Source organism: Actinomadura macrotermitis (genome assembly GCF_009604375.1).
Classification (GTDB): domain Bacteria; phylum Actinomycetota; class Actinomycetes; order Streptosporangiales; family Streptosporangiaceae; genus Spirillospora; species Spirillospora macrotermitis.
The window spans coordinates 666,139-685,930 of record NZ_WEGH01000005.1 but is presented as its reverse complement, the minus strand read 5'-3'; the positions used below and the strand labels follow the sequence as shown (position 1 = coordinate 685,930).

General features: G+C 75.4%; 15 protein-coding genes. 10 read left to right on the top strand and 5 right to left on the bottom strand.

The genetic code is table 11. The annotated features are described in order from the left end of the window. Nucleotides 1-39 precede the first annotated feature (39 nt). Nucleotides 40-735 carry an alpha/beta fold hydrolase gene (locus ACRB68_RS35950; RefSeq protein ID WP_153540497.1) on the bottom strand — a complete coding sequence of 232 codons (696 nt, stop codon included), beginning with the start codon at nt 733-735 and terminating at the stop codon, nt 40-42. 152 nt (nt 736-887) lie between these two features. On the opposite strand from ACRB68_RS35950, the gene ACRB68_RS35945 reads away from it, so the two are divergent. From ACRB68_RS35945 to ACRB68_RS35925, 5 genes are all read left to right on the top strand, one after another. After that, complete coding sequence (locus ACRB68_RS35945; RefSeq protein WP_153540495.1) at nt 888-2,906, top strand: HelD family protein; 2,019 nt, start codon at nt 888-890, stop codon at nt 2,904-2,906. Continuing rightward, nucleotides 2,903-3,781, top strand: a complete 879-nt coding sequence (locus ACRB68_RS35940) for a DNA-3-methyladenine glycosylase family protein (protein WP_207709941.1) — start codon at nt 2,903-2,905, stop codon at nt 3,779-3,781. The genes ACRB68_RS35945 and ACRB68_RS35940 overlap by 4 nt, the downstream gene beginning before the upstream one ends. A 91-nt stretch (nt 3,782-3,872) precedes the next feature. Continuing rightward, the gene (locus ACRB68_RS35935) at nt 3,873-5,066 is read left to right on the top strand and encodes an acyl-CoA dehydrogenase family protein (protein ID WP_328595211.1); all 1,194 of its coding nucleotides are present in this window, start codon (nt 3,873-3,875) and stop codon (nt 5,064-5,066) included. Further along, nucleotides 5,063-6,106, top strand: coding sequence for an acyl-CoA dehydrogenase family protein (locus tag ACRB68_RS35930; RefSeq protein WP_328595210.1), 1,044 nt, complete (start codon nt 5,063-5,065; stop codon nt 6,104-6,106). The genes ACRB68_RS35935 and ACRB68_RS35930 overlap by 4 nt, the downstream gene beginning before the upstream one ends. Nucleotides 6,107-6,211: 105 nt before the next feature. Further along, nucleotides 6,212-7,012 carry an SAM-dependent methyltransferase gene (locus ACRB68_RS35925; RefSeq protein ID WP_328595209.1) on the top strand — a complete coding sequence of 267 codons (801 nt, stop codon included), beginning with the start codon at nt 6,212-6,214 and terminating at the stop codon, nt 7,010-7,012. 10 nt (nt 7,013-7,022) lie between these two features. On the opposite strand, the gene ACRB68_RS35920 is transcribed toward ACRB68_RS35925, so the two are convergent. From ACRB68_RS35920 to ACRB68_RS35905, 4 genes are all read right to left on the bottom strand, one after another. After that, nucleotides 7,023-7,565, bottom strand: a complete 543-nt coding sequence (locus tag ACRB68_RS35920) for a universal stress protein (RefSeq protein ID WP_194293572.1) — start codon at nt 7,563-7,565, stop codon at nt 7,023-7,025. A 113-nt stretch (nt 7,566-7,678) separates the two neighbouring features. Further along, entirely contained in the window at nt 7,679-9,448 is a 1,770-nt protein-coding gene (locus ACRB68_RS35915; protein ID WP_328595208.1) for a tetratricopeptide repeat protein, read from the bottom strand. 73 nt (nt 9,449-9,521) lie between these two features. Further along, the gene (locus ACRB68_RS35910; RefSeq protein ID WP_328595207.1) at nt 9,522-10,403 is read right to left on the bottom strand and encodes a diacylglycerol kinase catalytic domain-containing protein; all 882 of its coding nucleotides are present in this window, start codon (nt 10,401-10,403) and stop codon (nt 9,522-9,524) included. Then, entirely contained in the window at nt 10,400-11,401 is a 1,002-nt protein-coding gene (locus ACRB68_RS35905) for an SPFH domain-containing protein (RefSeq protein ID WP_153540489.1), read from the bottom strand. Before ACRB68_RS35905 ends, ACRB68_RS35910 begins: the two co-directional genes overlap by 4 nt. A gap of 107 nt (nt 11,402-11,508) precedes the next feature. Between ACRB68_RS35905 and ACRB68_RS35900 the strand changes: the two genes are divergently transcribed. From ACRB68_RS35900 to lysX, 5 genes are all read left to right on the top strand, one after another. Then, on the top strand, nt 11,509-12,549 hold the full coding sequence (locus ACRB68_RS35900; protein ID WP_268890541.1) for a sigma-70 family RNA polymerase sigma factor: 1,041 nt from the start codon (nt 11,509-11,511) through the stop codon (nt 12,547-12,549). A gap of 97 nt (nt 12,550-12,646) precedes the next feature. Further along, nucleotides 12,647-13,258, top strand: a complete 612-nt coding sequence (locus tag ACRB68_RS35895) for a TetR family transcriptional regulator (RefSeq protein ID WP_153540485.1) — start codon at nt 12,647-12,649, stop codon at nt 13,256-13,258. Nucleotides 13,259-13,371: 113 nt separating this feature from the next. Beyond that, entirely contained in the window at nt 13,372-15,579 is a 2,208-nt protein-coding gene (locus tag ACRB68_RS35890; protein WP_153540483.1) for an MMPL family transporter, read from the top strand. Nucleotides 15,580-15,642: 63 nt separating this feature from the next. Beyond that, nucleotides 15,643-16,428: a phosphatase PAP2 family protein gene (locus ACRB68_RS35885; protein ID WP_153540481.1), complete on the top strand. Its 786-nt coding sequence runs from the start codon at nt 15,643-15,645 to the stop codon at nt 16,426-16,428. A 50-nt stretch (nt 16,429-16,478) separates the two neighbouring features. After that, nucleotides 16,479-19,748 (top strand): bifunctional lysylphosphatidylglycerol synthetase/lysine--tRNA ligase LysX, encoded by a 3,270-nt coding sequence (gene lysX / locus ACRB68_RS35880; protein WP_153540479.1) that lies wholly within the window; start codon nt 16,479-16,481, stop codon nt 19,746-19,748. Nucleotides 19,749-19,792 lie beyond the last annotated feature (44 nt).

Sequence of the window (19,792 nt, the reverse complement as noted above, 5' to 3'; positions counted from 1 at the left end):
CACGATACTGAGGCCGGCCGGTGCGGGCAACGCCCCCGCTCAGATCCAGCCCTCCAGGGAGCGCAGGAACCCGTCCAGATCGTCGCGGTGCACGCAGTGGCCGGTGCCCGGCACGCGCACCACCTCGAAGCCCTTGCCGCGCAGGTCGGCGGCGAGGGCCTCGGGCACCAGCCGCGGGTCCCCGGCCGCCTGCACCAGGGACGGCACCACCGGGGCGTCCGGGACGGCGTCGGCCGCCTCGGCGAGCCAGTCCGCGGCGCGGACGTCCCACCGCGCATAACCCGCCAGCTCGGCGGCGACGTCCTCGTCGGCCCATTTCGGCGCCATCCGCCGGACCTGCTCGGCGGTCAGCCGCTTGGTCGCCGCCGCGAAGGCCCGGAGCTGGTCCCGGTCCCACGCGTTCCGGATCTTCCAGGCGGGGTCGCTGTAGACGGCCCTCGCCGGCCGCAGCTCGGCGGCCACCAGCGACAGCGACAGCGCGCCGAGCGAGTGCCCGATGGCCACGTCGGCGCCCGTGGGCAGCGACTCCAGCAGGTCCCCGGCGAACAGCTCCGGCGCGTACTCCGGCGCGTGCGGGCTGTCGCCGTGGCCGCGCAGGTCGGGCATCAGCACCCGGTAGCCGCGCGCGGCCAGCAGCGGCGCGACCCGGCACCAGGTCCCGGCCGAGGCCATGATGCCGTGGACCAGCAGGGCGGTCCGGTCGCCGTCGCCCAGTTCGTGCACCTTGAGCTTCATCCCGTGCTCCCTCGCGTTCTCGGACACCGCGAGCACGCCCGCGGTGAGGTGGAGCCGCTGAACGACCGGCCCGGCGTCAAGATAGCGAGGCGGCCCGGGCGGCGGGCGAGTAGGCTGGTCGGTTTCGCCTAGTCGCCCGGAGGGGTTTTCGCATGCCCGGAGAACAGACCGAAGAGCAGGAGGACCCGGCCCTCGCGGCCGAACGCGCTCATCTCGCGGAATCGCGTGCCGCCCTGCGGCGGATGCGCGAGCACGCGGCCGGCCTGTCGGCCGACGTCGCCGCCGACTGGGTCTCGCGCCAGTTCCTGGAGTCGCTGCTCGACCAGCGGGTGGCCGCCCTGGCGGACCATCCCGACACCCCGCTCTTCTTCGGGCGGCTGGACCACGACGACGACGCCAACGACCTGCCGCGCACCATGTACGTGGGGCGGCGGCACGTCCACGACGGGGACGAGGGGCGGCCCCTGGTGCTGGACTGGCGCGCGCCGGTCTCGCGGGCGTTCTACCAGGCGGGCCCGGCCGACCCGATGGGGTGGCGCCGGCGCCGCCGGTTCGGGTTCCGGGGCGGGGAGCTCACCGCCTACGAGGACGAGCCGCTGGACGGCCGCGCCCTCGGCCCCTCGGCGATCCTGACCGAGGAGATCGAGCGCCCCCGCACCGGGCCGATGCGCGACATCGTCGCCACCATCCAGCCCGAGCAGGACGTGATCGTCCGCGCGGACCTGCCGGTCTCGGTCTGCGTGCAGGGCGCGCCCGGCACCGGCAAGACCGCCGTCGGCCTGCACCGCGCCGCCTACCTGCTGTTCACCCACCGCGAGCGGCTGGCCCGCGGCGGCGTGCTGATCGTCGGGCCGAACCGGGCGTTCCTGGCCTACATCTCGGCGGTGCTGCCCGCGCTCGGCGAGGTCCGCGTCGACCAGGCCACGGTCGAGGACCTGCTCGGGGCGCCGCTCGCCGCCGAGCCGGCGCCGGTCGCGGCGCTGAAGGGCGAGGCGCGCATGGCGGACGTGCTGCGCCGGGCGCTGTGGGCGCACGTGGCCAAGCCCGCCGAGGGCCTGGTCGTCACCCGGGGCGCGGCCCGGTTCCGGCTCGCCGACCACGAGATCCGTGAGATGACCGCCGCGCTGCGCGGCACCACCCGCTACGGCAACGGCCGCGACATGCTCGCCCAGCGGCTCGCGCACCAGATCCTGGTGCGGATGGAGCAGCGCGGCCACGCGCCCGACGACCGCGACCAGGACCAGGTCGCCCGCTCCCGGCCGGTCAAGCAGCTCCTGGACCAGGTCTGGCCGAAGGTCACCCCCGAGCAGGTGCTGTTCCGGCTGCTGTCGGACGCGGCCTTCCTGGCGGCGGCGGCCAAGGGCGTGCTGTCGGAGGCCGAGCAGGAGGCGCTGCGCTGGGCCAAGCCGTACCGGTCGCACCGCTCGGCCAAGTGGACCGCCGCCGACCGCGCGCTCCTGGACGAGCTCGCCGACCTCGTCGCGCGCACCCCCTCCCTCGGCCACCTGGTGGTGGACGAGGCGCAGGACCTGTCGGCGATGCAGCTGCGCGCCCTCGGCCGCCGCTGCGCGAGCGGCTCGGCGACCGTCCTCGGCGACCTGGCCCAGGGCACCACGCCCTGGTCGGCGACGTCGTGGAAGGAGGTGCTCGCCCACCTCGGCCAGGAGGGCGAGGTCACCGAGCTGACCCTCGGCTTCCGCGTCCCCGGCCCCGTCCTGGACTACGCCGCGCGGCTGCTCCCGCACATCGCGCCGGAACTGGAGGCGCCGCGCTCGCTGCGCGCGGGCGCGGGCTCGCTGACCGTGCGCGCGGCCGCCGGTGACCTGCCCGCCGCCGTCGCCGCGGCCGCCCGCGAGGCGCTCGGCCGGGAGGGCTCGATCGGCCTGATCGTGCCGGACGCCGACGTCGCCGTCTACACCGCCGCGCTCGCCGAGGCCGGGCTGGAGCACGGCGTGCTCGGCCCCGAATCCGACGGCGCGGGCCGGCTGCTGGTCGTCCCCGCGACCGTCGCCAAGGGCCTGGAGTACGACCACGTCATCGTCGCCGAGCCCGCCGCGATCGCCGCCGCCGAGGAGCGCGGCCTCGCCCGCCTCTACGTGGTGCTGACCCGCGCGGTCACCACCCTCACCGTCCTGCACGACGCCGACCTGCCCCCGGAGCTGACCGCGTGAACACCGAGTCCGTCCTGATGCCGGCCACCGCCCCCTTCGACTTCGGGCACACCCTGGCCTTCATGTCGGGGTTCTGGGCGACCGCGAACTCACAGCGGGTGGTGGGGGACGGGCTCGTCACCGCCGTGCGCGCCGCCGGGCGGACCGTGGCCGCCGTCCTCACCGCCGAAGGCGGCGGCCTGCGCTGCGTCCTGCACGCGGCCGGGCCGCTCACCCCGGACGTCGTGCGCGCGGCCACCGGCCGGATCGCGTCCTCCCTCGGCCTGGACGACGACCTGTCCGGTTTCTACGACCTCGCTCGCGACGACCCCGACTTCGCGCCCGTCGCGGAGCGCCTGCGCGGCTACCACCAGGTGCGGTTCCCCTCCCCGCTGGAGACCGCCGTGTGGGCGATCCTCGCCCAGCGGACCGCGTTGAAGGTCGCGGCGAAGGAGAAGGACGCCCTCGCCACGCCCTTCGGCAACACCCTGACCCTGGACGGCGCGGACTACACCGCCTTCCCCGACGTCGAGCAGCTCGCCTCCCTGCAGCCGGGCCGGATCGCCGAGCTCATCGGCAACCGGCGCAAGGGCGAGTACGTGAGCGGCACCGTCCGGGCCTGGCTCGACATCGACGAGGGGTTCCTGCGCACCGGCCCCTACGCCGAGGCCAAGGACGTCCTGCTCGGCCTGCCCGGCATCGGCGCCTGGTCGGCGGCCTTCATCATGCTGCGCGGGCTCGGCCGCACCGACGAGACGCCGGACGAGAAGCAGCTGAAGGAGGCGGCGTCCCGCGTCTACGGGCGGCCCCTGTCGGGCGAGCAGGTCCAGCGGCTCGGCGCGGCCTACGGGCCCTGGCAGGGCTACTGGGCGCACTACCTGCGGGCCACCGCCTGACCCGGGCTGTTGACGCGGCCCGGGCGGCGTTCCTAAGGTGGATACCGACCGGTTGGTATGTAGCGTTCCCGACCCGCGCGGAGGTCCGTCCGTGAGCACAGCACCGCCCGACGCCGACGAGCTGCACCGGCGGGCCGAGGACTTCCTCGCCCGCCACGACCCCGGAACGGGCGAGCCCCTGGAGTTCCTGCGCGCCCGCTTCGACGCCGGCCTGGCCTGGGTGCACTACCCCGAGGGCCTCGGCGGGCTCGGCGCGCCGCGCCACCTTCAGGCGGGCGTCGACCGCCTGTTCGCCGAGGCCGGGGCGCCGGGCAACCAGCCCGAGCGCAACGGCATCGGGCTCGGCATGGCCGCCCCGACGATCCTGGCGTTCGGCACCGAGGAGCAGCGGAAGCGCTTCCTGCGGCCGCTGTGGACCGGCGAGGAGATCTGGTGCCAGCTGTTCAGCGAGCCCGGCGCCGGCTCCGACCTCGCCGCGCTCGGCACCCGCGCGGTCCGCGACGGCGACGGCTGGACCGTCAGCGGGCAGAAGGTCTGGACGTCCATGGCGCACGAGGCGCGCTGGGGCATCCTGGTCGCCCGCACCGATCCGGACGTCCCCAAGCACCGCGGCATGACCTACTTCGTCTGCGACATGACCGCGCCCGGCGTGGAGGTGCGGCCGCTCCGGCAGATCACCGGCGAGGCCGAGTTCAACGAGGTCTTCCTCACCGACGTGCGGATCCCCGACGAGCACCGGCTCGGCGAGGTCGGCGACGGCTGGCGCGTCGCCACCACCACGCTGATGAACGAGCGGGTCGCCATCGGCGGGCAGGCCGCGCCGCGCGAGGGCGGCATGATCGGGGTGGTCGCCGGGCTCTGGCGGGACCGCCCCGAACTGCGCACGCCGGGCCTGCACGACGCGCTGCTGCGCCTGTGGGTGGAGGCCGAGGCCGCGCGGCTCACCGGCGCGCGGCTGCGCCAGCAGCTCACCGCCGGGCAGCCCGGCCCCGAGGGGTCGGCCGCCAAGCTCGCCTTCGCCCGCCTGAACCAGGAGATCTCCGGCCTGGAGCTGGAGCTGCTCGGCGAGGACGGCCTGCGCTACGACGACTGGACCATGCGCCGCCCGAGCGAGGTCGACTTCACCCGCCGCTCGCCCGGGTACCGCTACCTGCGCGCCAAGGGCAACTCCATCGAGGGCGGCACCTCGGAGATCCTGCGCAACATCATCGCCGAACGGGTGCTCGGCCTGCCGGGCGAGATCCGGGTCGACAAGGACGTGCCGTGGAAGGACCTGCCCAAGTGAAGGACCTGCTCTACAGCGAGATCGAGGACGACCTGCGCGCCGGCGTCCGCGCCCTGCTGGACGACAAGTGCCCCTGGACCGGTGTGCTCGCCGGCACCGAGAAGGACCAACCCTTCGACGCCGCCCTGTGGGGCGCCCTGACCGGCATGGGCGTCACCGCGCTGCCGGTCCCCGAGGAGGACGGCGGCGCGGGCGCGTCCTGGCGGGAGACCGCCGTCGTCATGGAGGAGCTCGGCCGGGCCGTCGCGCCGGTGCCGTTCCTCGGCTCCGCCGTGCTGGCGACCGCCGCGCTGCTCGCCTGCGGGGCGCGGGTGGACGGGCTCGCCGTCCTCGCCGTCCCGCTGAGCACCGCGCCGGGCGCCTTCGCCCCGTCGGTCCGCGCCGAGGACGGCGCGCTCACCGGCGAGGTGACCAGTGTCGAAGGCGGGCTCGCGGCGCAGGTGCTGCTGGTGCCCGCAGGTGACGGCCTGTACGCGGTGGACGCCGCGGACGCCGTCCGCACCCCCGTCACCTCGCTCGACATGACCCGCCGCCTCGCCGACGTGGCGTTCACCGCCGCCCCCGCCCGCCGGATCGGCGACGCCTCCGCGGTGGAGGCGGCGCTGGCCGCGGGCGCCGCGATGCTCGCCTCCGAGCAGCTCGGGCTCGCCGAGCGCTGCCTGGAGACGACCATCGCCTACCTGAAGACGCGCTACCAGTTCGGCCGGCCCGTCGGCTCCTACCAGGCGCTCAAGCACCGGCTCGCCGACCTGTGGGCGGCGGTGACCCAGGCCCGCGCGGTGGCCCGCTACGCCGCGGCCTGCCTGGCCGACAGCGACCCCGACACCCCCGTCGCGATCGCCGTCGCGCAGGCGCACTGCTCGGCCGTCGCGGTGCGGGCCGCCGAGGAGTGCGTGCAGATGCACGGCGGCATCGGCTTCACCTGGGAGCATCCGGCGCACCTGTACCTCAAGCGGGCCAAGGCCGGCGCCCTCGCGCTCGGCACGCCGGACCGGCACCGGGCAGCCCTCGCCCGGCTCGCCGGACTCCCGCCCGCCTGATCCGGCCGAAGGCCGCCGGGGGGTGCGGGGGGTCGTCCCCCCTCGGGAGGTGGCGCCCGGTTCGCGCCGTAAGATCGCTCCTGCCGCCGAGCGAGAGGACCGCACGTGACCGACCAGGCGACCGGGGACGATCCGCTGCGTACCCACCTGCCCCACTCGGCCCGGGTCTGGAACTACCTGCTCGGCGGCAAGGACAACTACCCCGCGGACCGGGCCGCCGCGGAGAAGGTGCTGCAGGCCAACCCGCGGATGCTCGACCAGGCCCGCGCCGACCGGGCCTTCCTCGGCCGCGTCGTCACCCACCTGGCCGGCGAGCAGGGGATCCGCCAGTTCCTGGACATCGGCACCGGCCTGCCGAGCGCCGACAACACCCACGAGGTCGCGCAGCGGATCGCCCCCGACAGCCACATCGTCTACGTCGACCACGACCCGCTCGTGCTGGTGCACGCCCGCGCCCTGCTGACCAGCAGCCCCGAGGGCGCGTGCGACTACCTCGACGCCGACCTGCACGACCCGGACACGATCCTGGAGCGGGCGGCCGGCCTGCTGGACCTGTCCCGGCCGGTCGCGGTGATGCTCGTGGGGATCCTGCACCACATCGAGGGCGACTCGCACGCCATCGTGCAGCGGCTGAAGGACGCCGTCGCGCCCGGCAGCCGGCTCGCCATCAACCATCCGACCAGCGCCGTCTACGGCGAGACCGCCGAGCGCAGCGCGCGCCAGTGGAACGAGTCGGGCGGCCGCCCGCCGGTCATCCTGCGCAGCCCGGCGGAGATCACCCGCTACTTCGACGGCTGGGAACTGGCCGAGCCGGGCGTGGTGTCGTGCTCGCGCTGGCGCCCCGACCCCGCCGCCCCCGAGCCCGCCGAGGTCGACGCGTTCGCCGGCCTGGCCCGCAAGCCCTAGCGCGACCCGCTCACGGTTCGCCGGTCAGCCGGAGCCGGCGGCCGAACCGGCGGATGCGGAACCGGTCGGGCGGATGGTCCTGCGCGCTCAGCGACTCCAGCAGGGAGTCGATCCTAGGAGGGCGCACGCACACCAGCGTGGCCCGGGCCCGGCGGGCGCAGTGCAGCCGCACCGAGGGCCGCACCAGCCGCGACGTCCACGACCGGTCGCCGTGCCCGACGACCAGGATGTCGTCCTCGCGGGTGAGCCGCACCAGGGTCGAGCCGGGCTCGCCGACGAGCGCCAGCGTGGCCGGCGGGTCGCCGCCGTCGCCGACCTCGGCCAGCAGCCGCCCGATCAGCTCGACGCCGGCCTGCCGCAGCGCCTCGGTGATGCCGCAGCCGAGCTGGCCCGCCGCCGACACGTGCGGGGGCAGCGGGGCCGCGTGCACCACCAGCAGCGGCAGCCGCCGGAGCCGGGCCTCGCCGATCGCCCACGACAGCGCGCAGCGCGCTCCCGCCGAGTCGTCGACCCCGACGACCACCCGCGGGCCGCCCTCCGGTCTTGCGATCACGATCCCTCCCGGGAACCCGCCACCGTCGATGTGGCTTCCAGGGTGCAGGCTTACCCGCTCAGGCGGAAGTGTTTACACGCATTGGACGGCGGGTTTCGCGAAGATGTCCGCGATCAGTCCTCCAGGACCTCCGCCGCGAGGCCGAGCAGGTCGGCGTTCATGCCCGGCGTGGCGCGGACCAGCAGCGCCAGCGACTCCAGGACGGTGACCGCGCGGCTCTGCGCGGCCCGCACCGCGGCCAGGAACCGCCAGCCGACGAGCTCGGCGACGTCCGCGCGCGCCTGCGGATCGGTCCAGGCGGCCGCGACCAGCGCGAACAGCGCGGCCTCGGTGACCCAGTCCTCGGGACCGAACGCCAGGTCGACCAGGACGGCGCGCCGCTCGGACCCCTCCCATGGCTGTTCGGGCCGGTGGTGGGCGATGCCGAGGCACGCCCACACCTGCGCGGACCGGACCAGGTCGGGGATCTGCGCCCGGTCGGCGCCGGGGAAGGCGGGTGGGTGCACCAGGACGCCGAGCAGGTCGCCGAGCGGGACGCCCGACAGCCGGACCGCGTCGTCGTAGGCGCCGGGCACGTGCCGCCACCGGTACCCGGCCAGCTCGCCGACGGCCCGCGCGGCCTCGCCGGACGGCGGCGGCACGGCCGGGGAGCCGTCCTCGGCCCAGACCCGGTGCCGGACCGAGCGGACGGGGCCGTTCTGGAACACCTCGGGGACGGTGCGGCGCGGGTCGGGCTCGGCCGGGGCGGCGATGGACACCTCCGAACCCGGCATGACCAGGTCGAACGCCAGCAGCGCGCTCGGCGGCTCGGGCGCCGACACCGTCAGCGTGACGCCGCCGGCGCCGCCGCCGTCGCCGACGATCTGCCGCAGCACGTTCATGACCGACTCGGTCGGGCGCGGCAGGTGCCCGAGCCAGTAGCGGCGCTGGGAGTGGTGGGCGAGCACCTGGTCGGCGTGGCCGTTGCCGGGGTGCTCGCGCAGGTGGCCGGCGATGGCGGTCAGGTGCGCCAGGTCGCCGTCGCGCTCGAAGCGCATGCCGCACGCGGTCGGGTAGGCGCTCTCGTCGGCCGGGTCCAACTCCAGCGCGCGCTCCACCCAGGCCAGGCCCTCCTCCGGGCGGCCGTTGGCGGCGAGCAGCTCACCGATGTCGGTGTGCAGCGCGGTGTTGCCGGGGTCGAGGCGCAGGGCGCGCGACCACGCCTGGAAGGCCTCCTCCCAGTGGCCCGCGGCGCGGTGCGCGTAGCCGAGCGCCATGGCGGCGTGGAAGGACGGCTCGACCCGCTCCGAGCGGGCGGCCAGCTCGACCGCGGCGCCGGGGTCGCCGAGCCTGCGCAGCAGCAGCGAGGAGCACCACAGCAGCCCGGCGTGGCCGGGGTGCTCGTGGGTCATGGCGAGGGCGAGGGCGCGGTAGGGCAGCAGCGGCGGCCGCTCGGGCTCGGGGACCGGGTCGCCGAGCGAACCGGCGAGCCGCAGGAGCGCGTCGCACACCGCGTCCGGCTCCAGGCGGGCGGCGACCGCCGGGTCCTGCGTCCACGGCACGTCCGCCCAGGGCCGGTCGGGCGCGTTGCACTGCGCGGCCACCAGCAGCCCGAGCGCCTCGGTGTGCTCGCCGCGGGCGGCGAGCGCGTGCGCGCGGGCGACCACGGTGCCGACGTAGAGCGGCTGGTCCAGCGGTAAGAGGTCCGGCCCGCCGGCCGGGTGCGCGGCGAGCGCCGCCAGCAGCTCGTGCGCCTCGGGCAGTTCCGGCGCGCAGAACAGCGCCTGCACGACGTGGTCGGCGGCGTGCCGCAGCTCGCCGTCGTCCAGCGCGAGCCGCGCCATGGCCAGCTCGCCCTCGGCCTCCAGCCGCGGGTCGGCCACGCCCTCATGAGCCTCGGTCACGGACCCCTCCCTCTCCTGTCGTTCCGGCAGAACCCTGCCACAGCGGTACGACGGCGACGGAAACGCTTCGGGGCTAGCGGACCAGGCGCAGCACGCGGCCGGCCAGCCCGACCCGCACGTCCTGCCCCCACGACAGGGTGAGGCGGTCGCTCTCGACGCCGTCGCCGAAGACGACGAGGCCGTCGGTCTCGCAGGTCAGCGTCAGCGTCTCGCCGGGGCCGAGGCGCCCCTCGGTCAGCGACGTGCCGGTGGCGGGGGAGGGCCACGCCTCCCGGACGAACCAGGCCAGCCCCCGCTCGGCCGGGCCGGGCAGCGCCACGCCCCCGCCGCCGCGCCCGGCCCGGATCGAGGCCGCCCAGCCGGTGGCGCCGGTGCCGGTGGCGACCAGCACGCCCGAGGACGACTGGCGCTCGCCGCCGAGCACGTAGCGGGCCGACTGGTGCCCGGGGTGGCCGACGTACACCTCGTTGAGCGCGAGCAGCTCGCGCCGGTCGTCGGTGGACGCGGCGACCATCGCGCGCTCCTCGCAGTCCACGCGGTCGCTGGCGGCCAGGCGCAGCAGCTCCGCGCACGCCGCCACCGGGTGCGGGACGAGCACGCCGGGGTTGCGGGCCGGGTCGGGGTTCAGGCCGATCACCGGCTGGCCGTCCAGGTACTTGGCGACGTTGGCGACCAGGCCGTCCTGCCCGGCCACCACGACCAGGTCGTCCGGCGCGAACAGGAAGCGGTCCAGGTCGGCGCGCTCCACCGTGCCGCGCCGCCAGCGCACCGGGATCGCGGCGGCGATCTCGGTGCGGGCGCGGACCGCCAGGGTGTGCGCGCTCAGCACCTCGGCGATGTCGCGGCCCCGGGTGCCCAGGTAGAACTCGGCCTGGCTGCGGGTGCCGTGCCGGGCCAGCAGCTCCTCGTACTCGGTGCGGCGGTGCACCACCACCACGCGCGGCGCGAGCGTCACCGCCGCTCCCCGCCGAGCCGGGCCAGGGCGGTGGTGATCACGTCGGGGGACAGGTTGAGCTGGCCGATCTCGGGCAGGTGCTCGGCCAGCGCCCGCGCGGCGAGCGCGAGCAGCACCGCCGGGTCGGCGTCGCGGTAGACGGCCAGGTGCGCGGCCTGCGCGTCGGCCTCGGCGGCGCCGAGGGCGCGGCGCGCCTCGGCCTGGGTGGTGGTGGTGAGCCGCTCGCGCTCGGCGCGGGCCTCGGCCTCGATCCAGGCGGCGGCCGCGGCCTCCTCGGCCCGCCGCCGCTCGTTCTGGCCGCGCTGGGCGACCAGGGCCTGCTCGCGGCCGGCCAGCTCGATCTGGTTCTGCATCTCGTTCTCGGCGATCGCGCGCTCGCGCTCGACCGCGAGCGCGCGGCGCTCGTAGGTGGCGCGGTCGGCCTCCTGCTGGATCTCCTCGCGGGCGGGCGTCTGCAGCGCCCGCTCCACCTCGGTCTCGGGCCGGATCGCCACCACCCGCACGCCGACGACGACGAGCCCGGTGTCGGTGAGCCGGGGGTCGCCGCGCAGGCCCTCGGTCACGTCGGCGCGCACCGCCGCGGGCCCGTCGGTGATCGCCTCGCGCAGCGCCATCCGGGCGAGCCGGGTGAGGGCGTGCTGCTGGGCGGTCTCGGTGAGCATCGAGGCGACCTGGTCCAGCGGCGCGCCGCGCCAGGCGCCGGTGCCCGGGTCGATGGCGAAGTCGATCCGGCCGGCGGCGAGGGCCGGGTCGCCGATCCGGTAGGTGACGGTCGCCTGGACGCCGACGTCCTGGAAGTCGGCGGTGCGGGCGTGGAACAGCATCGGCAGCTCGCGGTCGTCCACCGGGACCTCGCTGAGCACGGCCGACAGCGGCCGGAACCAGAACGAGACGCCGACGCCCTCGTGCGCGGTCCGGCCGCCGCGCAGGTGCCGGACGTAGGTGGTGGGCGTGCCGCGCAGGTGCCGCAGGAAGGGGCGCTGCTGGATGTCGGCCATGGGTGCCTCCCGTTCGTCGTCCCCTCGGACGGTAACGGGAACCCTAGATTTTCTCAAGTTGAGATTAACTGGGCGATGTGTGAGGCCGGCCACGTTCTGTCAGAGGCCTGGCCTACGGTCGAGGGGATGGTTCCGGACCACCCGCGCCCGCTCGGAAGGCGACGACCATGACCGATTCCGCTACCCGGACCGACGACCGGGAGTTCCAGCAGCTCATCGACCCCTACCGGCGGGAGCTGCTGGCGCACTGCTACCGGATGCTCGGCTCCATCCACGACGCCGAGGACCAGCTCCAGGAGACCTGCCTGCGCGCCTGGCGCCACTACGGCGACTTCGAGGGCCGCTCCTCGCTGCGCACCTGGCTCTACCGCATCGCGACCAACGCCTGCCTCACCGCGATCGAGCAGCGCGGCCGGCGGCCCATGCCCTCGGGGCTCGGCGGGCCCACCGAGGACCCCGAGCGGCCCGTCGTCGCCTCGCCGGAGGTGCCCTGGCTGGAGCCGGTGCCCGACGGCATGATCAGTGCCGACCCGGCCGACCCCGCCGCGATCGTGGCCGGCCGCGAGAGCACCCGGCTGGCGTTCGTGGCCGCCCTGCAGCACCTGCCCGCCCGGCAGCGGGTCGTGCTGATCCTGCGCGACGTGCTGAAGTGGAAGGCCGCCGAGGTCGCCGAGCTGTTCGACACCACCACCGCGTCGGTCAACAGCGCCCTGCAGCGCGCGCGGGCGCAGCTGGCGGAGGTCGCGCCCGACCGCGACGCGCTGGCCGAGCCGACCGACCCGGCCCAGCGCGAGCTGCTGGAGCGCTACGCCGAGGCGTTCGAGAACGCCGACATCGCCGGGCTGGTCGAGCTGTTCAAGAAGGACGCGGTCTGGGAGATGCCGCCCTTTCCGCAGTGGTTCGTCGGCGCCGAGACGATCGGCCGCCTCATCGAGGCCCAGTGCGGCCCGGTGCCGGGCGAGATGCGGATGCTGCCCGCCCGCGCCAACGGCCAGCCCGCGTTCGGCATGTACAAGCGGGACGAGGACGGGGTGCACCGCCCCTACCAGCTCCAGGTCTTCGACCTCGGCGCCGAGGGCATCGCGCAGGTCTCGGCGTTCTTCGACACGTCGCTGTTCCCGCTGTTCGGGCTGCCCGCGCGGGCCTGACCGCGCCCCGGGGGCGGGCCGGGGCTGAGATGCACGTCACGCAACATGACAGTGCCTGAAATTTTGCGGATTGCGCAATTTGTTCTACGGTGGTGTCATGACCGTGGTGGAGCTGGGCCTGCGCGAACGCAAGAAGGCCGCGACCCGGGCGGCGCTCAGCCGGGCCGCCGCCCGGCTGGCGGTCCGGCGCGGCGTCGCGGCGGTGACCGTCGAGGAGATCGCGGCCGCCGCGGGCGTGTCCCCGCGCACCTTCCACAACTACTTCCCGGGCAAGGAGGAGGCGATCGTCGCCCCCCTCACCGACGGGGCCGAGGCGGTGATCGCGGGGCTGCGCGCGCGGCCCGCGGGCGAACCGATCTGGGAGTCGCTGCGCCGGGTGGTGCGGGACGTGCTGCTGCCGTCCGGCGCCGGCGGCGGCGTGGACACCGAGACCCTGGCGCTGCTGCGCACGGTCAAGGCCGACCCGTCCCTGGTCGCCCGCCAGCTGTGCGGGCTCGGTGAGATGCAGCGGCGCATCACCGAGGTCATCGCCGGCCGCACCGGCACCGACCCCTCCCGGGACCTGCACCCGCACCTGCTCGCCGGCGCCGCCGGCCTCGCCCTGCGCACCACCGTCGACCTGTGGGCCGACAGCGGCGGCACCGCCGACCTGCCCGCGCTCATCGACGAGGCGTTCGAGCGGCTGCGCGCCGGGCTCCCCGGCCCCTGACCCGCCCGGCCGGCCCCGGCCGCCGGCCGCGAGCCCCCCCACCCGACCTGCGCCACCTGACGGCCCCGCCGTGAGGCGGCGACCCATGCCTAGACACCCGAGGGGACCTGTCCATGGCCACCTTCCTGTACCGGCTCGGCCGGTTCTCCTACCGCAGGCGCAGGCTCGTCGCGCTGCTCTGGGTGGGACTGCTCGTGCTGTTCGGCGTCGGCGCGGCCACGCTGAAGGGCCCTACCGCCAACGACTTCTCCATCCCCGGCACCGAGGCGCAGCGGGCCATCGACCTGATGCGGGACCGGATGCCGCAGGCCAACGCCGACGGCGCCGTCGCCCGCGTGGTGTTCTCGGCGCCGCCGGGCACCAAGGTCACCGACCCGGCAGCCAAGGCCGCCGTGGAGCAGGCCGTCGGAAAGCTGAAGGCGGTCCCGCAGGTCGCGGGCGTCGCCGACCCCTACCAGGTGAACGCGGTGTCGCCGGACGGCCGGATCGCCTACGCGCAGGCCACCTACAAGGTCGCGCCGATCGACGTCACCGAGGCCTCGCGCGACGCGCTGAAGGAGGCGGCCGCCCCCGGGCGGGCCGCCGGGCTGACGGTCGAGATGGGCGGCAGCGCCACCCAGGCCATGCCCGAGCAGAGCGCCACCGAGGTCATCGGCGTCGCCGTCGCCGCGGTCGTGCTGGTCATCACCTTCGGCTCGCTGGTCGCGGCCGGGCTGCCGCTGCTGAACGCGATCCTCGGCGTGGCCATCGCCATGTCGGGCATCACCGCCGCCACCGGGTTCTTCGAGATGAGCTCGATGACCTCCACGCTCGCGCTGATGCTCGGCCTCGCCGTCGCCATCGACTACGCCCTGTTCATCGTCTCGCGCTACCGGCACGAGCTGGCCGAGGGCCGCGACGGCGCCGAGGCCGCGGGCCGCGCCGCCGGCACCGCCGGGTCGGCCGTGGTCTTCGCCGGCCTCACCGTCGTCATCGCCCTGGCGGGCCTGGCGGTGGTGGACATCCCGCTGCTCACCGAGATGGGCCTGGCCGCCGCGTTCGCCGTGGTCGTCGCCGTGCTCATCGCGCTCAGCCTGCTGCCCGCGCTGCTCGGCTTCGCCGGCCGCCGGGTGGTCGGCGGCCGCATCCCGGGCCTGCGCGGCGGGCGCGGCGGCCACGGCCGCGGCCTCGGCGAGCGCTGGGCCCGCGCCGTCGTGCGGCGCCCGCTGCCGGTGCTGCTGGCCGCCGTCGCCGCCCTCGGCGTGATCGCCACCCCGGCGCTGGACCTGCGGCTCGGCCTGCCCGGCGACGAGTCCGCCTCGCCCGCCACCACCCAGCGCAAGGCCTACGACCTGCTCGCGCAGGGCTTCGGCCCCGGCTTCAACGGCCCCCTGCTGGTCGTGGTGGACGCCGGCCGCGGCGGCGCCGAGGGCGCCGCGCAGCGCTTCGCCGGGCAGATCAAGACGCTGCCCGACGTGGCCGCGGTCACCCCGCCGGCGCCGAACGCCGCGGGCGACACCGCGATCCTCACCGTCGTGCCGAAGAGCGCGCCCGGCAGCAAGGCCACCGAGGACCTGGTCGCGGCCATCCGCGGCCAGAGCGGCGGCCTGCACGCCGCGACCGGCGCGAGCGCGATGGTCACCGGCCAGACCGCGATGAACATCGACGTGTCGGCCAAGCTCGCCGACGCCCTGGTGCCCTACCTGGCGGTCGTCATCGGGCTGGCGTTCATCCTGCTCATGCTGGTGTTCCGGTCGGTCCTGGTGCCGCTGAAGGCGACCCTGGGCTTCCTGCTCACCGTCCTGGCCACCTTCGGCGCGGTCGTCGCGGTCTTCCAGTGGGGCTGGCTGGCCGGGCTGCTCGGCGTGGACACCACCGGCCCGATCATGTCCATGATGCCGATCTTCATGATCGGCGTGGTGTTCGGCCTGGCCATGGACTACCAGGTCTTCCTGGTCACCCGGATGCGCGAGGAGTTCGTGCACGGCGCCGCGCCCGGCGAGGCCGTGGTGACCGGGTTCCGGCACGGCGCGCGGGTGGTCACGGCCGCCGCCGTCATCATGATCGCGGTGTTCGCCGGCTTCATCGCCTCCGGCGAGTCGATGATCAAGATGATGGGCTTCGCGCTCGCCGCCGGCGTCGCCTTCGACGCGTTCGTGGTGCGGATGACGATCGTGCCCGCGGTGATGGCGCTGTTCGGCCGCGCCGCGTGGTGGCTGCCGGCCTGGCTCGGCAAAATCCTGCCCGACGTGGACGTCGAAGGTGAGAAGCTGCGGCACCGGCTGGACGACGTCCCGGTTCCCGCCCCGGCTCCCGAACCGCAGGCCGCCGCCCGCTCCTGACCCGCCCCGGGCCGCCCGCCGCGACGCGGGCGGCCCGTCCCTCCCGGCCCCCGAGGAACTCCCATGAACCTCCTCCAGCCGGTCCGGCGCCCGGCGCCGCGCGCCGGCCGGCTCCGGCCCGCCGTCACGCGGCCCCGGCCGCTGCGCGAGCTGCTGCTGATCACCGTGCTGTTCTCGATCTACAAGCTCGGCCGGCTGGCGGCCACCGGCCGGGTCGGCGAGGCGTTCGCCAACGCCCGCCGCGTCTGGCACCTGGAGCGGGCCGCCGGGCTGCCCGCCGAGACCGGCGTGCAGCACGCGCTGCTGCACAGCGGGACGCTGGTGCACGCGGCCAACGCCTACTACGCCTACGTGCACTTCCCGGCCACCGCCGCGTTCCTGCTGTGGATGTACCTGCGGCGGCCCGGGTACTACCGCTGGGTGCGCTGGACGGTCGTCGCGCTCACCAGCGCCGGGCTCGCCCTGCACCTGCTGGTCCCGCTCGCCCCGCCGCGGATGCTCGCCGTCACCGGCCTGATCGACACCGGCGCCCGGTACGGGCCCGCGGTGTACGGGGCGCCGCAGACCGACACCGTCGCCAACCAGTACGCCGCGATGCCGTCCCTGCACATCGGCTGGGCGCTGATCGTGGCCGTCGGCCTCATCGCCGCGACCCGGACCCGCTGGCGCTGGCTCTGGCTCGCCCATCCGCTGCTGACCATCGCGGTCGTGGTGGGCACCGCCAACCACTACTGGCTGGACGGCATCGTCGTCGCCGCGCTGCTGACGGCCGTCCTGCTGGTGCTGCGGCCGCCGCGCCCCGCGCCCGATCCGGTGACGATCCCACCACGGAGCGCAACGGTAGGCTGATCACACGGCCTGGGCAGGCCGGTGGGGGACGAACGTCGGCCGGGGGGCAGATGCGCGCCAGAACTATCGTCCGGGCCGTCCCGGGCGTCGTGTCGTGGTATCTGCGGTTCTCCGGGGTGGTGTCGATCCTGGCCTGGCTCTGGGCCGACCGGATCGAGCACCTCCTGGACATCTGGATACTGCGCTGGATCGGCTACTTCGGCTGGCTGCCCAGCATGCCCTGGGGCGTCATGCTCATCATGCTCGCGGGCGGGCTGCGCCGGCACAAGAAGTCGGCCTGGCGGATCACCCTGCTGCTGCTCGGCCTGTTCTTCGGCCTGTCGGTGCTGAACCTGGCGTACGGCCTGGTCGACGACGGCGCCGGGCTCTCCGTCGGCGACTGGGTGTCGACGGCGCTGTACGGCCTCGCGCTCGCCCTGCTGATAGCCGCGCGCCGGGAGTTCGCCGCGCTGCCCGACCGCGCCAACCGGCGCCTCGCCCTGACGGTGTTCGCGGTGCTGGTGGTGGTCAGCGGCCTGCTCGGCACCACCCTGGTGCACCTCACCGACACCGACCCGGCGGGCGGGCCCTGGACGCAGCCGTTCTACGTGCTGCTGCAGACGATCCTCGGCGCCGGGGTCACCGGCGCCACCGTCAAGGTCGCCGTCCCCGGCTGGGTCGACCTCATCCTCGGCGTGCTCGGCACCGGGCTGCTGATGCTCACCATCTGGGCGCTGTTCCGGCCGTCGCGCGGCGACGCGGTCCTCAGCCCGGGGGAGGAGCTGGCCGCGCGGCGGCTGCTCGCCGAGTACGGCGACGACGACTCCCTCGGCTACTTCGCGCTGCGCCGCGACAAGGACGTGCTGGTCGCGCCGAACGGCCGCGCCGCCATCGCCTACCGCACCCAGGGCTCGGTCTGCCTGGCCAGCGGCGACCCGCTCGGCGACCCCGAGTCCTGGGGCCAGGCGATCGAGGCGTTCCTGGCCGAGTGCCGCGCGCACGCCTGGACGGCCGGCGCGGTCAGCGTCGGCGCCCGCGCCGCGCTGGAGTACCGCCGCCAGGGCATGAACGTGCTGGAGCTCGGCGACGAGGCGATCCTCGACGTGGCCGAGTTCAACCTGGACGGCCGCGAGATGCGCCAGGTCCGCCAGGCCGTCCGCCGGGTCGAGCGGGCCGGCTACACCGTCCGCATCCGCCGCCACGCCCAGATCCCGCCGGAGGAGATGGCGGGCATCGTCCGCCGCGCCGACCAGTGGCGCGAGGGCGAGACCGAGCGCGGGTTCTCGATGGCGCTCGGCCGGCTCGGCGACCCGACCGACGGGCGCTGCGTGATGGTGGAGGCGTTCGACGACTCAGGCGAGCTGCGCGGGCTGCTCAGCTTCGTGCCGTGGGGCCGGTCGGGCCTGTCGCTGGACCTGATGCGCCGCGACCGGGCCGCCGAGAACGGCCTGAACGAGTTCATGGTCGCCAAGCTCGCCGAACACGCGGGCGGCATCGGCGTGCGCCGCATCTCGCTGAACTTCGCGATGCTGCGCGGCGTGTTCGAGCGCGGCTCGCAGATCGGCGCGGGCCCGGTCCTGCGCCTGGCCTACCGGCTGCTGTCGTTCGCGTCCCGGTTCTGGCAGCTGGAGTCGCTCTACCTGGCCAACGCCAAGTACCACCCCGAATGGGTGCCGCGCTACATCTGCTTCCAGCAGAGCGGCGGCGGCCTGGTCTGGCACGGCATCGCCTACGCCCGCGCCGAGGGCTTCCTGCCGGTGGCCAACCGGCGCCGGCTGGAGCGCGCCGCGCAGACCGTGCCCTCGGCGGAGCTGGTCCGCGAGATCAAGGAGATCGAGGAGGCGGCGGACGCGGCGCGCGTCCCGCAGCGCCGGCTGTCGGAGCAGGAGCGCGTCCGCCACGACAAGCTGGCGCGCATCCGCGCGGCCGGCATCGACCCCTACCCGCTCGGCTTCGGCCGCACCGGCACCGCGGCCGGCCTGCGGGCCCGCTTCGCCGGCCTGCCGCCCGACACCCGCACCGGCGAGGACGCCGCGATCGCCGGGCGGGTCATGCTGGCCCGCGCGCACGGCGGGCTGGTCTTCGCCACGCTGCGCGACGAGACCGGCGACCTGCAGATCATGCTGACCGCCCAGTCGCTCGGCCCGGCCGCCCTGGCGGACTGGCGCGCGATGATCGACCTCGGCGACCAGGTCGGGGTGACCGGCGAGGTCGTCACCACCCGGCGCGGCGAGCTGTCGGTGCTCGGCTCGTCCTGGACGCTCACCGCCAAGTGCCTGCACCCGCTGCCCGACAAGCGCTCGGGCCTCGCCGACCCCGAGACCCGGGTGCGGCGCCGCGCCGTCGACCTGATCGTCAACGACGAGTCGCGCCGGATGCTGCGGATGCGCGGCGACGCGGTGAACGCCCTGCGCGACGTGCTGCGCGCGCGGGAGTACCTGGAGGTCGAGACGCCGATCCTGCAGCCGATCCACGGCGGCGCGACGGCCCGGCCCTTCACCACCCGCATCAACGCCTACAACATGCGGCTGTACCTGCGGATCGCGCCCGAGCTGTACCTGAAGCGGCTGCTGGTCGGCGGGCTCGGCAAGGTCTACGAGATGGGCCGCGACTTCCGCAACGAGGGCGTGGACGCCACCCACAACCCCGAGTTCACCATGCTGGAGGCCTACGAGCCCTACGGCGACTACGACACCATGGCCGAGCTCACCCGCGAGCTGGTCCTCGCCGGGACGCGCGCGGCGCTCGGCACGACCGTCGTGGTCCGGGGCGGCGCCGAGTACGACCTGGCCGAGCCGTGGCAGGAGATCACCGTCTACGGGTCGGTGTCGCGGGCGCTCGGCGAGGAGGTCACCCCCGGCACCCCGGCGGAGGTCGTCGCCGGGCACGCCGGGCGGCTCGGCATCGAGGCCGCGCCCGAGTGGGGGCAGGGCCGGATCGTCCAGGAGCTGTACGAGGCGCTGGTCGAGGAGCACCTGACCGCGCCCACGTTCGTCCGCGACTACCCGGCCGAGACCTCCCCGCTCACCCGCCCGCACCGCGCCGACCCGCGCCTGGCCGAGAAGTGGGACCTGATCGTGTTCGGCATGGAGCTCGGCACCGCCTACTCCGAGCTGATCGACCCCGTCCTGCAGCGCCAGCGCCTCACCGAGCAGTCGCTGCTCGCCGCGGGCGGCGATCCCGAGGCGATGGAGCTGGACGAGGACTTCCTGCGCGCCCTGGAGTACGGCATGCCGCCGGCCGGCGGCATGGGCATGGGCGTCGACCGGCTGCTGATCGCCCTCACCGGCCGGTCGATCCGCGAAACCGTCGCCTTCCCCCTGGTGCGACCCGGACGCTGAGCGGGCAGGATGGGACGGGGCGCGGCGCACGCCGCGCCCCGCAG